A 13,134-nucleotide genomic window follows, 5' to 3' on the forward strand; every position below is an offset into this window, starting at 1 on the left:
TCAGTCGGAGCCGGGACGGCGACGACGGGAGCTACGGACGGCCACCGCGACGGCCGCCACTCCGGCGAGGACGAGTCCGATGATGGTGTGCGGGGTGCCGGGGCCGTCCGTGTCCTGCTGTCGGCGCTCTTCGGCGGCCAGTACGGCGGTGCCGCCCCCACCGGCCCGGACGGGGGCCACGGGTGAGGGGTGGGCAGGCCGCGCGTGCTCCCCTGCTCCCCCGACGACGTGGACCGTGCCGGCCGCCCGGTGGTCATGGCCGTCGCAGCGGACCGTAACGACATGGCTCCCAGGGCTCAGCCGCGCCTTGATGACGGTGTGGCCATGGAGCGCGGAGTCGCCCCGGCTGCCGGGGGAGCCCGAACCGTCAGCCCGCCCGTGGGACCCGGTGTCCGGGGCGCCGCCCGTGGTGCCTTCAGGGCCTGCGCCCCGGTCCGGGGACACCGCGTCGGGTGGTCGCCAGACACCTCCGGTGTCCCGTGCCTCGGCTCGCCCCGCGTCTTGGGAATCCGATCGCCGCAACTCCGCCGGGCCGCTGAACGCCCGCGAGGTCGCCAGGCCCGTACCGCTTCGACAGCCGTGCACCCGGATCTCCACCCGGTCCCCCGCTTCGACCCGGGCCGGGGAGACGGTGGCGGTCACGGAGTCATGGGCGTGGGCGGGGCCTGCCGCGGGAGCCATCAGCAGGGTGGCGACCACCCCTGCGGCACCCGCGGCCCCTGCCGCACGGAAAGCGATCGAGCTGGTACGCATCGTGAACCTCCTGGTACCGCAAGGTTCACGCGTGGTGGTCGATCACGCATCCTCAGTGGGGTCATCGGGTGACGCCCACTCGGCGACCGGGTGGCGTCAGATCCGGTCGACGAGGTCCGCGATGGAGTCGACGACGCTGGACGGGCGGAACGGGTAGCGGTCGATGCCCGCCGGGGTGGTCACACCGGTCAGCACCAGGAAGGTCTCCATCCCGGCCTCCAGACCTGCGAGGACATCGGTGTCCATCCGGTCGCCGATCATGGCGCTGGTCTCGGAGTGGGCGCCGATCGCGTTCAGTCCGGTGCGCATCATCAGCGGGTTGGGCTTCCCGGCAAAGTACGGGTCCTTGCCGGTGGCCTTGGTGATCAGGGCGGCGACCGATCCCGCGGCGGGCAGCGGGCCCTCGGTGGACGGTCCGGTCTCGTCCGGGTTGGTGCAGATGAACCGGGCCCCGCCGTTGATCAGGCGGATCGCCTTGGTGAGGGCTTCGAAGCTGTAGGTCCGGGTCTCGCCGAGCACCACGTAGTCGGGGTCGTGGTCGGTGAGGACGTAGCCGATGTCGTGGAGTGCGGTGGTGAGGCCGGCCTCTCCGATGACGTAGGCGGTGCCACCGGGCCGCTGGTCGTCCAGGAACCGGGCGGTGGCGAGCGCGGAGGTCCAGATGTTCTGCACGGGAACGTCGAGGCCCATGCGGGCGAGGCGGGCGTGCAGGTCACGGGCGGTGTAGATGGAGTTGTTGGTGAGGACGAGGAAGGGCCGCTCGGTCTCCCTCAGCTTCCTGATGAAGGCGTCCGCGCCCGGGATCGGCACACCCTCGTGGATCAGGACACCGTCCATGTCGGTCAGCCAGGATTCAATCGGCTTGCGCTCTGCCATCAACGGGGCTCCTGCCGTGCTGCGGCGTACGAAAATACGCGAATTACGCAAATTACGCGGGTACTGGTGCCGGAGGCACGGCTCTGTGTCACCCCGACACCAATAGCCTAGTCAGGAAGTCCTGATCTTGACCCAGCACGGTCGGCGGGGCGGCCCGGGGCCATGGTCGCCGACTCTGCGGCACAGCGGCCCTGGGCTGCGGCGGGGGACGCTGGGAAGGAGTCCGGCCGGGCCGCGGCGGCCTTTTCGGGCAGCGATCCACTAGGCCGATCAGTGGCCGAAACTGGTGCAGTCGGGGCATGGCCGGGTCAGCGGCGGCGCGGGCGCAGCCGTCGGGACACGAGTGCCAGGACCGCCCCGCCGAGCAGGACGGTCCCCAGTGCCACCGCGAGGCGGGTGAGCGAGGTGGAGCCGGTGGTGGCGAGTTCTTCGCGGGTGATCGTGGCGCCGTCGCCGGGGTCGTCGAGGACCGCGAAGCGGTAGTCGTCGGACTCCCCTACCCAATCGCCGTCGCCGCCGCGGCGCTGGACGACGGCGGCTTTGACCGTGACCTGGTTGGGCGGGGTGTCGGTGGTCACCGAGAGCCGCACCCGTACGGTCAGGGTGGCCTTTGCGGGGACGGTGAAGCCGCCCTGGTCACCCCGGGCCCCGTCGCTGTCGAGCACACCGATCAACTCGTCCTCGGAGGTCGACTCCAGGGGTGCGGGCTGCCACCGGGCTCGTCTGTCGTCGTAGAACTCCAACATCAGTCGGGAGGGGTTCAGTCCGCGGTCCCGCGCGGCAAAGACGATCACCGGATGAATGTTCCGACAGGCCCGGGCCGTGCTGTTGGTCAGATCGACCGACCACTGTTCGAAACCGCCGCCCGGGTGGTGGACCATCGGGCCGCCGTGGATGCGGGTTCCGATGGGGAAGTCCTTGCCGGACGGTGTGCCGCAGCGGGGTTGCCGGGCAGCGGACGCGGAGTCGGCGGTGGCGCTCTCGACCGCTCCGAGGGGGAGCAAGATGGCGGCTGCGGCGACGCCGCCGCTGGTGAGGACAGTGCGCGTGCGCATGGGGCGGCCTTTGCTGCTCGTACTGCTGCGGGCAGGTGGTGGCGGGGCGGAGTGCCCGGGGCCGGGTGAGGCGTCCGGGGCCGGATGGGTGGACGAGACGCTGGCACGGGTGGACGCGACGGTGGGGGTGCCACGTCCGTGGGGTGTACGAAGAAGCTCGGAAATCCCCCCTATTAGCGTATTTTCTGATCAATGGGAGGGGAGCGCACCCGCTGGGACCCGGATGCCGACCATCACCGCTCCCTGCGGGCGCGAATGCACAGTGCGGCCCGTGCCGGTCCGGAGGTGGAGCGGCGGTCGACGACCACCCCCGCGCCCAGGCCGGCGAAGGGCGGCCCGCACGCCGCAGCCGCCACGCAGCGCGGGCCCGTCCCTGCTTAAGTGGGAGGCATGACAGCCACGGCCAGCCCCCTGCGCGTCGGACTGATCGGCTACGGAGTCGCGGGCTCCTTCTTCCACGCGCCCCTGATCGCGGCCACACCGGACCTGACCCTGGACACGATCGTGACCTCGGACCCGGAACGACGCGAGCGAGCCGCCGCGGAATTCCCCGGTGTGCGCTTCGCCGCCGGCGCCGACGAATTGTGGGACCGCCCCGACACCCTCGACCTCCTGGTGATCGCCTCCCCCAACAAGACCCATGTGCCCCTCGCGACCGAAGCCCTCGGTCGAGGGCTCCCGGTCGTGGTCGACAAGCCGCTCGCCGGCACGGCCGCCGAGGCCAGGGCACTCGCCGCCCTCGCCGACGAACGCGGACTGCTGCTCTCGGTCTTCCAGAACCGGAGGTGGGACGCCGACTTCCTGACGCTGCGCAAGCTGATCGAGGACGGCGCACTCGGAGACGTACAGCGCTGTGAGTCCCGATTCGAACGCTGGCGCCCCCAGCCCAAGGGCGGATGGCGGGAGTCCGGGGACCCGCAGGAGATCGGCGGTCTCCTCTTCGACCTCGGCAGTCATCTCGTCGACCAGGTGCTCACCCTGTTCGGCCCGGCGGTGCGGGTGTACGCGGAGACAGACGTCCGCCGACCGGGCGCCGAAGCCGATGACGACACCTTCATCGCCCTCACCCATGCCTCGGGGGTCCGTTCGCATCTGTCCATGAGCGCCACAGCCGCCCAACTCGGCCCGCGCTTTCGCGTGCTCGGCAGCACCGCTGGCTTCGTGAAGTACGGGCTCGACCCGCAGGAGGGCGAACTCCGCGCGGGCAGGCGTCCCGTCCCCGGCACCCCCTGGGGAGTGGAGGACACCGCCCACTGGGGGCGCACGGGCGCCGGCGAGTCACCACTGACCGGCGGCGGCACCCCGGTGGAGACTCTCCCGGGCGACTATCCCGCCTACTACACGGCGATCGCCCGCGCCCTGCGGGACGGCACTGCTCCCCCGGTGACCGCGACCCAAGCGGCTGCCACGCTCGACGTACTGGAGGCGGCAGGGCACTCGGCCCGCGAAGGGGTCACCGTCACCCTGCGGAGCTAGTGCCGTGACCGGGTCGTTTCGCCTGCTTGGCGGACGAGCTGAGGTGTTCACGAAAAGGGCAGTCGTCGCCATCGCCGGGCGCCATCAGCGGCGGCCTGATCGGACACCCCATCGCAGTGCGCCCACTGGGGCAGAGATCCGAGACCTACGCTCGGGGTGTGCTGTCCCAGCGCCAAGTGGTCGGACGAGGACGCCCGGGCAGATCGGCGCGTCCGGTGGCCCACAACAGGGTGGGCCACCGATCCGTGGACCCCGGGGCATGCGGGAACAGCCGGTCGAGCACCCGCGAGCACAGATCGGCGGGTGGGCTCCAGGCCAGCCCGAGTCCTTGCGCCAGGTCATGCGTGTGCACCAGGGTCTCCACGATCCCCATCGCGGCGAAGCCCTCGGCATCCGAGACGCCGTGCACGTGGTAGGCGCGCACCTGCGGCGACGTGGTGCGCACCATCGCGACCAGCAGCGCCCCACTGGCCTCCAGCACCTGTAGCAGCCCGGCGGGCCCCGCCGTACGGTCCGCGTGAACGACATTCGCCGGGCCGCCGGGCCGTCGGCTCTCCCATACGAAGGGCACCTCGCCCTCCAAGGGCGGTGTCCTGGGACCCATCTGGGCGGCATACGCGAAGAGGTCGTCGCTGAGGTGCTCGACGGTCTCCCAGCAGTCCCATTCCAGTGAACCGGCCTTGCCGCCCCACGCCAGCGGGGGCGCCCCGCGAAGGACTGCCACCGCTAGCTGCACCGCACGGTCGAGATCGTCCGCGGTGACGGGGTGCCGGACAGGGCCAATCGCAGCTGATCGGGACATGGCGAGACCGTACCGCGCCCCGTCGACGGCCCTCAACGATCACGGGCGGGCAACCCGGCGCATCCATCCGCCCCACACCACTGGTCACCGGGGACCCGGCCGGTGCCCGCCTCACAGGACGGAGTTCACGGCGCCCGCCACCGGGGCGTCCCGGTAGAGCACGGCGCGTTCCACCGCGGACCACAGGGTGGAGGTGACGACGTACAGCGCGGCGGCCAACGGCACCACCGCCACCGTGATCAGCGTCGCGAAGGACAGCAGGGGCAGCACCGAGCTCATGGCGCCCATCCCGGGCAGCGCGTCCTGTTGCGCGGGTGCCGCCGCCAACTGCTGCTTGGTGCGGCGGTAGTTGAACACGGAGACCGCGGTGACGATCGCGAAGAGGACGAGATAGACCAGCCCGGCGTCCCCCCAGGGACCGCCCTGCCCCAGAGCGTCGCTCCAGCGGTCGGCGAGCGGTGCGGCCAGCAGTGTGTGACTCAGCAGTCCATTGGGTTCGCCGCCGATGTGGGAGCTGGAGAACAGGTAGTACATCAGGAAGAACGCGGGCAGTTGGAGCAGGCTGGGCAGGCAGCCGGCCAGCGGAGAGGTCCCCTCCTGCGCGTACAGCTTGGTCAGGGCCTCTTGCAGCCGCTCCGGGTTCTTCGCATGCCGGGTGCGCAGTTCGGCGATGCGCGGGGCAAGTTTGACCTTGGCCTGCTGGCCGCGGGCGGCGGCGCGGGACAGGGGATGGACCGCGAGCCGCACCAGAGCCGTGAAGAGGATGATCGCGGCGGCCGTGGCCGAGGTGTGGAACAACGGTTGCAGCAGGTCGGCCAAGCGCTCGACCAAGCTGGCGAAAACGGACATGGGGGAGCCCTCCGAGGGGTCTCGTCGTGCCGGAAGTGATGGCTGTCGGCAGGACGAACCGCGTAGGGGGAAAGACGAGGAACCGTGGAGCTGCTACGCGGCCGTCGGAAGGGCGCGCCCCGGGGCCCGGGGCCTGGTGCGCCCCTTGGCGTCGGGATCACGCTGCGGCAGGAAGGCGGTCCGCTGCTCTCGATCGCGCAGGGCCGTCCGCACCCGAGTACGGGGGACGACCGGGGCGCAGCGTGCGCTGATGACGGCGCACACGACGAGGGCTGAGCCGGCCGCTGCGGTGGCGGTCGCGGCCAGGGCGACGGTGGCGGAGAGGCTGCTGCCGTCCGCGATCAAGAACTCCAGGACGAACAGGAGGGCCAGTACCGCGGGCTGGAGTTGGCGTGCGGAACGACGGATGACACCGTTCACACCTGCCTCCTCCGCTGCTCGTCGTACTGCCCGTTATACAGGACCCTGATGAGGGCGGGCAGGTTGCCCGACTCCCATCGCCCTCGCCGCGGTCATCGGTGGGGCCGCTCACCACGGAGAGCCGGTGTGACCGCGGTGCTTCCGCGCCCGGTGTGCACACCCTGGCCCCCGCCCGGTGTGGAAGGAGGTGGGCCCATCCGCCCGGCCCGCCGGGAATGGTGTCCCCTGCAACGTATGGGACGGGGGTGATAGCACTGAAGTCAACACCCGTGCACCTCCCCGGGGGAGTGCCCTACGCCACTCCTCCCCACCCCCGTACGGCAGTACGGTGTTCAGCATGCGCCCCGACACGCCCGCCGATCACACTGCCGAAGCCGAGCGCCTGCTGCGTACCGCGACGCAGTACCCGCAGGACAACGAACCGCTCCTCCTCCATGCCGCAGCCCATTTGGAACTGGCCGGGGACCGCGAACGTGCCTCCACCCTCTACGACAGCCTCCTGGCGTCCGGGCCCGAGCACCCCCTGCTGGTGAAGGCGTTCCAGGCGGCGAACCTCTGGGAGTACGGGCACGAGGCCGAGGCCCGGGCCCTGATCGCGGGCATCCGCGCCGCCGCTCCCAGCGATCCGGCACCGTGGGAGATCGTGGCGGAGACACTGGAGACCCACGACGAACTCGAAGCGTCACACGACTGCTTCACCACCGCTCTGACCCTGCTCCTCACCCCGGACGAGGAGGAAGTCCCGTACGAGATGCAGGCCCTGCTCAACGGCCGTCATCGGGTCCGCCGGCTGCTGGGTCGCCCCCATGACGAATGGGACCTGCTCGCGGACCGGGTGCACACGGCCCAGGCGCCCATCTCCCTCGACGAGCTGCACGACCCCAAACGCCTGTGGTCCCTGGGCTCGGAGAACCCCGCCGAACTACGCGCCGAGATCGCCCGACTCCGCTCCGAGCTCGGCTCCTACCGGTCGGCGCTCTCGCGGCCCTTCCCGGTGGCCGTACTGCACTGGCCGGAGGCGGAGTTGCGGGAGTTGCTGACGGGCTACCCGGTCCTGACGGTGGAGTATCCGACGCACGCGGACCATCTGACGGGCATCGAGGCGTCGCTGCGTGACTTGGCGTCGACGGGCACGGGCAATCTCGGCATCGTGACGGGCACGGTCCCCTCGTACGAGGCGTTCGCCGCATCCGAACAGTCGTCGCCGGCCCATGCGGACCTGCTGCCGCAGTACGCGACGACGCTGGCCGCCCGGGGGCGCGCGGTGGCCTGGCCGCCCGCGAAGGGTGCCTCCTGCTGGTGCGGCTCGACCGTGGCGTACCGGGAGTGTCACGGCGCGCAGTAGTCCTGCGCGCCGAGGCGACCGCGATCGAACGGTGGCGGGGCGGGTGCTCACACCGCGGCCGGGCGATGAGTAACGGCTCGTTCGGGCCGCCCGCCACCAGCGCTCAACCCGCCATCAACGCTCAACGCGGCGGCTGGTCGGGCGGCCCGCCACCGGCGCTGAGCACGGCCGTGCGCCCTTGGCGTACTCCGGGGCACCTTCCTTGGTAGCCGGGTGCGTGGTCGATGTCGGGACGGCCGACGAACGTCGGTCACGCACGCGGCAGCCCTCAGCCGCCCAGTGCGTGCGCGACCGAATAGATCACCAGCCCGGCCAGGGCACCCACCACCGTGCCGTTGATCCGGATGAACTGGAGGTCCCGGCCGATGTGGGCCTCGATCTTCCGGGAGGTGTGCTCGGCGTCCCAACCGGCGACGGTGTCGGAGATCAACGAGGTGATCTCGCCGCGGTAGGTCGTCACCACGTACACCGCGGCGTCCTCGACCCATCCGTCCACCTTGCGCTGGAGCCGCTCGTCCGTCGCCAACCGGGCGCCCAGGGAGAGCAGCGAGGCCCGCGCCCTCAGCCGCAACTCGCTGCGGTCGTCCTCCGCAGCCGAGATGATCATGGCGCGTACGGAGGACCACGCGGAGGCGATCACGTCCTGCACCTCGGAGCGGGCGAGCAGGTCCGACTTCATCCGCTCCACGCGGGCGCGGGTGTCCGTGTCCGACTGGAGGTCCGAAGCGAAGTCCGTCAGGAAACGGTCGATCGCACCACGGGCCGGATGGCCCGGCATGTCACGCATCTCGGTCACGAAGCGCAGCAATTCCCGGTAGACCCGCTCGCCCACCTTGCGATCGACGAAGCGCGGGGTCCAACCAGGGGCCCCGCCCTCCACCGCGTCCATCACCGAGTCCGAGTGGGTGACCAGCCAGTCATGGGCACGGGCGCAGATCAGGTCCACCGCGCGGTGATGGGCACCGTCCGCGACGACCTTCTCCAGGGTCTTGCCGACGCCGGGGGCGACCTCGACGCTGTTGGCTCGCCGGGTGATGGCCTCGCCGACCACCGCCTGCACATCGGAGTCGCGAAGGACCGTCAGTGCGCCGCGCAGGGCGGTGGAGACCTCGGCCGTCACCCGGTCCGCGTGGGCGGGCTCGGCGAGCCAGGCACCGAGCCGAGCGCCGATGCCGACGGCACGCAGCCGGGCGCGCACCACGTCCTCCGAGAGGAAGTTCTCCCCGACGAAGGAGCCGAGCGAGGCGCCGAGCTGGTCCTTCTTGTTCGGGATGATCGCCGTGTGGGGAATGGGGATGCCCAGGGGGTGGCGGAACAGCGCCGTGACCGCGAACCAGTCGGCGAGCGCGCCGACCATGCCGGCCTCCGCGGCGGCTGCGACATAGCCCGCCCAGGGGCCGGCGCCCGAGTTCTTCGCCCAGGTGGCGAGCGCGAAGACGACGGCGACGAGGACCAGCAGACCGGTGGCGGTCACCTTCATCCGCCGCACTCCGCGCTGCTTCTCCTCGTCGGCCTCGGTGTACGCGAAGGAGGGCAGACCGCTGCGACGCGGCGCACCCCCGGTGGCCTTGTTCGCGGCGGGTGGCGCCGCTGCTGCTGTCGCCCCTGAAGACCCAGACGGCTCAGACGGCTCAGACGGTCCAGACGGCGCCGAAGGACCAGGCGCCCCCGAAGAACCAGGCGGCGGTTCACCACCCGTACCCCGACGGGCGTCCGGAGCGGAACCCTCGACTGCCCGGGGTTCACCCGGCCGACCCGGAACCGCCATGGATTCTTGACCAGAACCAGAACCAGAACCAGAACCGGAGTCCGCAGATGGGTCCGGACCGGATTGCGTCGGGTCACCCCCGTCGCGCTCTCGCCGGCCGGAGTTCTCACCCGCCCCGGGCGACTCAGCCGCCCCCTCCGACGCCGGATCCGGATCCGGTTCTTCCCGATCTGTGCTGTTCATCCGCTCCACCCGTCCGCGCGTACCCGGTACGCATTGTCCCTACCTGAGGTACTCCCGGAGCGCATCCTGAGTTCCCGAGACCCACCGGGCGAACAACGGCACCGCCCCACCACCGGTGACGACGGAACCTCAGCCCAGCTCCTTGCGGGGGCGGTCCTCGCCGCCGCCCTGCTCCAGCCGCTCGCGCTCGGCGGCGCGCTCCGCCTTCAGCCGCTGCTTCTCGGCCTTCGTCCGCTTCCGCTCCACACCGACCCCGCCCATCAGCGCGAACCCGGTGATCCGCACCCGTGGCGCCGAGGGATCGGGAGCCTGATCACCGCCGTGCTCACCAAAACCACCCATGAAGCCGAAGCCGTTGACCTCGACATTGAGGTCCGGCGGCACGACGACACTCACCCCACCCATGATCGCGAAGCAGCGGATCACCACATCGCGGTCCTCGAAATGCGCTTCGCGCAGATCGAGCTCACCGCCCCCCATCAAGGTGAAGGTGGTGAACAGCCGCGGCACCGTCCACGCCCCGCGCCGCCCGAACCCGCCCCAGAGCGCGAACGCGAACCTGGACGGGTCGACCGTACCGCCGATCCGCTCGGACCAGGACAGGGCACCCGACGACGCCACCGGGGCCACCACCGCGCCTGACGCGGACGGCAGATCGCTGACCAACGGCTCCAACTCGCCGTGGGTACGCGCCCGATAGGCCGCGTCCAAACGCTCCTCGAACTCCTCCATCGTGAGACGCCCTTCCGCGACCGCCTCACGCAACCGCTCGGCGACCCGCTCGCGCTCACTGTCCGAGGCCCGCATCTCAGGGAGTTCACTCATATGCACCAGTTTAGAGCCCGGCCCCGTACGGCCTCCGAGCGAACCGCACCCGTGCGATGAGGTTCCGCTCCCGGTCAACGCACCGTACGTTCCGAGTACATCTTGGCGATCACGGCCTCGATGTCCGGCTCGCGGATCGACAGGTCCACCACCGGATACCGGGCGGCGAGCGCGGCCACCAACGGCGCCGCCGACTGGGCCGCCGGAAACGCCAACCACTGCCGGGGCCCCTCCACCCGTACCGTCCGGGCCGCCTCGATCACCACCGGCGGCAACTCCCGCTCCAGATCGACCACCAGTGTCCGTTCGCTCTCGCCCACCTCGTGCAGACCCGCGAGAGCCCCGTCGTACATCAGCCGCCCGTGGTCGATCACCATCACCCGTCGGCACAGCTGCTCGATGTCGGTGAGGTCATGGGTGGTCAGCAGCACCGTCGTCCCGCGCTCGGCATTCAGGTCCCGCAGGAAGTCCCGAACCTTCGCCTTGGAGACCACATCGAGCCCGATCGTCGGCTCGTCGAGGTACAGCACCTCCGGATCGTGCAGCAGCGCCGCCGCGATGTCACCGCGCATCCGCTGGCCGAGCGACAACTGCCGCACCGGAACGTCCAGCAGCTCCCCCAGGTCCAGCAGCTCCACACAGCGGTCCATATTCTCCTTGAACCGCTGGTCCTCGATCCGATACATCCGGTGCATCAACCGGTAGGAGTCCTTCAGCGGAAGGTCCCACCACAGCGTCGTCCGCTGCCCGAACACCACCCCGATCCGTCGGGCCAAGCGGGTGCGCTCCCGCGCCGGGTCGATGCCCGCCACCCGCAGCCGCCCACCGCTCGGGGTGAGGATCCCGGTCAGCATCTTGATCGTCGTCGACTTCCCCGCGCCATTGGGCCCGATGTAGCCCACCATCTCCCCCCGGGCCACGGTGAAAGTGATCCCGTCCACCGCGCGCACCTGCTTCTTCTCCCGGCGCAGCAGACCGGCACGGCGGAAGGTGTCGAAGACCTTCTCCACCCCGTCCAACTCGATCAAAGCGTCCATGCTCGGCATCAGCTCCCTGTACTGCGGTACGAACGAAGGCCGGCCCGCCACGCCAGCAGGGCGAGCCAGCAGCAGACGGCCGCGACCAGCGGCGGCAGATAGGCCACCCAGTGCGGCACGTCGAGCGGATAAGGCCGCTCCAGCACCGCCAGAGCGGGCAACCAGTTGACGAAGGCGAGCGGCACCACGAAGGTCACCCCCCGCACCAGATCCCCGCCGAAGACCGTCGGCGGGTACTGAAGGATGGTGTTGCCGCCGTAGGTGACGGCGTTCTGCACCTCGGACGCGTCCTGCGCCCAGAACTGGAAGGCCGCACCGGCGACGAACACCGCGGAGAAGATCACCGCCCCGCTGAGCACCATCATCGGAACCATCAGCACCTTCAACGGGGACCAGTCCACGTCCACCGACGCCAGGCCATAGCCGAGGACCACCAACCCCTGGGTGATCCGACCGACCCTGCGCAGCGCGAACCGGTCGGCCGCCACCTGCGCGAGCACGGGCGCGGGCCGCACCAACAACGTGTCCAACGTGCCGTCCCGCACCCGCCGCCCGAGGCGCTCCGTCGATCCCATGAACAGGTCCGACAGACCGAAGGACGTCGCCGCGGCACCGTAGAGGAAGGCGATCTCCGCCAACCCGTAGCCGCCGAGGGAATCGATGTGCACGAACATCAGCAAGATGGCGAGGAAATCAAAACCGGTGATCGCGAAGCTGGTGATCACCGTCAGCACGAAGGACGCCCGGTACGCCATCGTCGAACGCACCCACATCGCCACGATCAACCAGTAGGCGCGCAGCCCATCGACCGCCCCAGCCCACCGCCCCTGCCGCTCCCACGGATCCAAGGGCCCCAGGGACGCCCGTACGTCTTCGTCCTCGTCCTCCGGGCCGAGGACGAGCGACGTCCGCGACGACTCACCCACCCTGCACCACCACCCTGCGCGTCGCCGCCGTCTGCACCAACCGCCCGAGCGCCAGCAGGGCCAACGCCCAACCCGCCTGGAACGCGTACGCCTCCACCACGCCCCAACCGGTGCGCTGGCCGAGGAACACATCGGCCGGCACCTGCAACAGCGCCGACCAGGGCAGCGCCCGCGCCACCTCGCCCAACACCCCGGGAAAGAGGGTCAGCGGCAGCAGCATCCCGGAGAAGAACATGCCCGCGAGCCAACTGAGCTGGGCCACCCCCGCACCGTCAAGCAGCCAGAACGCCGACAGCGCCACCAGGAACCGAAGGGCGAAGCTGACCACCAGAGCCAGGGCCACGCACCCCGAGAACGCCACCCAGGTCAACACCGAACCGGGAAGCGCCAGATCGAACGCGAGAGCGCCGATCGCCATCGGAATGACCCCCCGGCCCACGAGCTGGAACAGCCCCCGACCGAGGTCGCACGCCAACCACCACAGCTGGAGGTCGGCGGGCCGGTACAGATCGATGGCGATGTCACCCGTACGGATGCGCTCGATCAGCTCAACCTCGAACCCGCCGCCCATCAGGGCACCCGCCGCCAGGAGCGCCTGCCCCAACCAGACATAGGTCACCGCCTGCGACACGTCGTACCCGCCCAACTGGGGACGCTCGTCCCACAGCGCGATGTAGGCGTACGCCATGATGAATCCGAAGACGGTATTGGTGAACACCCCCGCGGCCGTCGCCATGCGATAGGTCGCATATCGCCGAAACCAACCGACCAGAACGACCCCGTAGAGTCGCACGCCCTCACCCCTCTTCCGTACGGCCT

The 13,134-nt window shown here is 70.5% G+C and carries 13 protein-coding genes; 2 read left to right on the forward strand and 11 right to left on the reverse strand.

What is annotated here, in order from left to right; all coding sequences use genetic code 11:
- The 3 genes from OID54_RS14715 to OID54_RS14725 all read right to left on the reverse strand — a co-directional run bounded on the left by OID54_RS14715 (position 1) and on the right by OID54_RS14725 (position 2,684).
- Positions 1 to 753, reverse strand: coding sequence for a hypothetical protein (locus tag OID54_RS14715; RefSeq protein ID WP_329019454.1), 753 nt, complete (start codon positions 751 to 753; stop codon positions 1 to 3).
- Between the two features lie 96 nt (positions 754 to 849).
- The gene (locus tag OID54_RS14720; RefSeq protein WP_329019457.1) at positions 850 to 1,629 is read right to left on the reverse strand and encodes an HAD-IIA family hydrolase; all 780 of its coding nucleotides are present in this window, start codon (positions 1,627 to 1,629) and stop codon (positions 850 to 852) included.
- Between the two features lie 308 nt (positions 1,630 to 1,937).
- The gene (locus OID54_RS14725; RefSeq protein WP_329019460.1) at positions 1,938 to 2,684 is read right to left on the reverse strand and encodes a hypothetical protein; all 747 of its coding nucleotides are present in this window, start codon (positions 2,682 to 2,684) and stop codon (positions 1,938 to 1,940) included.
- A 390-nt stretch (positions 2,685 to 3,074) separates the two neighbouring features.
- On the opposite strand from OID54_RS14725, the gene OID54_RS14730 reads away from it, so the two are divergent.
- Entirely contained in the window at positions 3,075 to 4,160 is a 1,086-nt protein-coding gene (locus tag OID54_RS14730) for a Gfo/Idh/MocA family oxidoreductase (RefSeq protein WP_329019462.1), read from the forward strand.
- A 145-nt stretch (positions 4,161 to 4,305) separates the two neighbouring features.
- On the opposite strand, the gene OID54_RS14735 is transcribed toward OID54_RS14730, so the two are convergent.
- The 3 genes from OID54_RS14735 to OID54_RS14745 all read right to left on the reverse strand — a co-directional run bounded on the left by OID54_RS14735 (position 4,306) and on the right by OID54_RS14745 (position 6,231).
- Complete coding sequence (locus tag OID54_RS14735) at positions 4,306 to 4,962, reverse strand: hypothetical protein (RefSeq protein WP_329019465.1); 657 nt, start codon at positions 4,960 to 4,962, stop codon at positions 4,306 to 4,308.
- Positions 4,963 to 5,073: 111 nt separating this feature from the next.
- Positions 5,074 to 5,811: a YidC/Oxa1 family membrane protein insertase gene (locus OID54_RS14740; protein ID WP_329019467.1), complete on the reverse strand. Its 738-nt coding sequence runs from the start codon at positions 5,809 to 5,811 to the stop codon at positions 5,074 to 5,076.
- Between the two features lie 93 nt (positions 5,812 to 5,904).
- On the reverse strand, positions 5,905 to 6,231 hold the full coding sequence (locus tag OID54_RS14745) for a DUF6412 domain-containing protein (RefSeq protein ID WP_329019470.1): 327 nt from the start codon (positions 6,229 to 6,231) through the stop codon (positions 5,905 to 5,907).
- 337 nt (positions 6,232 to 6,568) lie between these two features.
- Here OID54_RS14745 and OID54_RS14750 point away from each other — a divergent pair, with 337 nt between their 5' ends.
- A complete protein-coding gene (locus OID54_RS14750; protein ID WP_329019472.1) occupies positions 6,569 to 7,576 on the forward strand; it encodes a hypothetical protein in 1,008 nt (335 codons plus the stop codon).
- 268 nt (positions 7,577 to 7,844) lie between these two features.
- On the opposite strand, the gene OID54_RS14755 is transcribed toward OID54_RS14750, so the two are convergent.
- The 5 genes from OID54_RS14755 to OID54_RS14775 all read right to left on the reverse strand — a co-directional run bounded on the left by OID54_RS14755 (position 7,845) and on the right by OID54_RS14775 (position 13,108).
- Positions 7,845 to 9,344: a DUF445 domain-containing protein gene (locus tag OID54_RS14755; protein WP_329019474.1), complete on the reverse strand. Its 1,500-nt coding sequence runs from the start codon at positions 9,342 to 9,344 to the stop codon at positions 7,845 to 7,847.
- Between the two features lie 312 nt (positions 9,345 to 9,656).
- Positions 9,657 to 10,334 carry a DUF1707 SHOCT-like domain-containing protein gene (locus OID54_RS14760; protein WP_443055777.1) on the reverse strand — a complete coding sequence of 226 codons (678 nt, stop codon included), beginning with the start codon at positions 10,332 to 10,334 and terminating at the stop codon, positions 9,657 to 9,659.
- 92 nt (positions 10,335 to 10,426) lie between these two features.
- Positions 10,427 to 11,398 carry an ABC transporter ATP-binding protein gene (locus tag OID54_RS14765; RefSeq protein WP_329019480.1) on the reverse strand — a complete coding sequence of 324 codons (972 nt, stop codon included), beginning with the start codon at positions 11,396 to 11,398 and terminating at the stop codon, positions 10,427 to 10,429.
- The gene (locus OID54_RS14770; RefSeq protein ID WP_329027514.1) at positions 11,398 to 12,246 is read right to left on the reverse strand and encodes an ABC transporter permease; all 849 of its coding nucleotides are present in this window, start codon (positions 12,244 to 12,246) and stop codon (positions 11,398 to 11,400) included. Before OID54_RS14770 ends, OID54_RS14765 begins: the two co-directional genes overlap by 1 nt.
- Before the next feature lie 61 nt (positions 12,247 to 12,307).
- A complete protein-coding gene (locus tag OID54_RS14775; RefSeq protein WP_329019483.1) occupies positions 12,308 to 13,108 on the reverse strand; it encodes an ABC transporter permease in 801 nt (266 codons plus the stop codon).
- Positions 13,109 to 13,134: the final 26 nt, after the last annotated feature.

Source organism: Streptomyces sp. NBC_00690 (genome assembly GCF_036226685.1).
In the GTDB taxonomy this organism is placed as follows: Bacteria; Actinomycetota; Actinomycetes; order Streptomycetales; family Streptomycetaceae; genus Streptomyces.

Bases quoted from the DNA above. Each gene is read 5' to 3' on its own strand.
- OID54_RS14725 (WP_329019460.1), bottom strand. From the start codon at position 2,684: ATGCGCACGCGCACTGTCCTCACCAGCGGCGGCGTCGCCGCAGCCGCC.
- OID54_RS14720 (WP_329019457.1), bottom strand. From the start codon at position 1,629: ATGGCAGAGCGCAAGCCGATTGAATCCTGGCTGACCGACATGGACGGT.
- OID54_RS14760 (WP_443055777.1), bottom strand. From the start codon at position 10,334: ATGCGGGCCTCGGACAGTGAGCGCGAGCGGGTCGCCGAGCGGTTGCGT.
- OID54_RS14730 (WP_329019462.1), top strand. From the start codon at position 3,075: ATGACAGCCACGGCCAGCCCCCTGCGCGTCGGACTGATCGGCTACGGA.
- OID54_RS14750 (WP_329019472.1), top strand. From the start codon at position 6,569: ATGCGCCCCGACACGCCCGCCGATCACACTGCCGAAGCCGAGCGCCTG.
- OID54_RS14740 (WP_329019467.1), bottom strand. From the start codon at position 5,811: ATGTCCGTTTTCGCCAGCTTGGTCGAGCGCTTGGCCGACCTGCTGCAA.
- OID54_RS14755 (WP_329019474.1), bottom strand. From the start codon at position 9,344: ATGGCGGTTCCGGGTCGGCCGGGTGAACCCCGGGCAGTCGAGGGTTCC.
- OID54_RS14715 (WP_329019454.1), bottom strand. From the start codon at position 753: ATGCGTACCAGCTCGATCGCTTTCCGTGCGGCAGGGGCCGCGGGTGCC.
- OID54_RS14765 (WP_329019480.1), bottom strand. From the start codon at position 11,398: ATGCCGAGCATGGACGCTTTGATCGAGTTGGACGGGGTGGAGAAGGTC.
- OID54_RS14735 (WP_329019465.1), bottom strand. From the start codon at position 4,962: ATGTCCCGATCAGCTGCGATTGGCCCTGTCCGGCACCCCGTCACCGCG.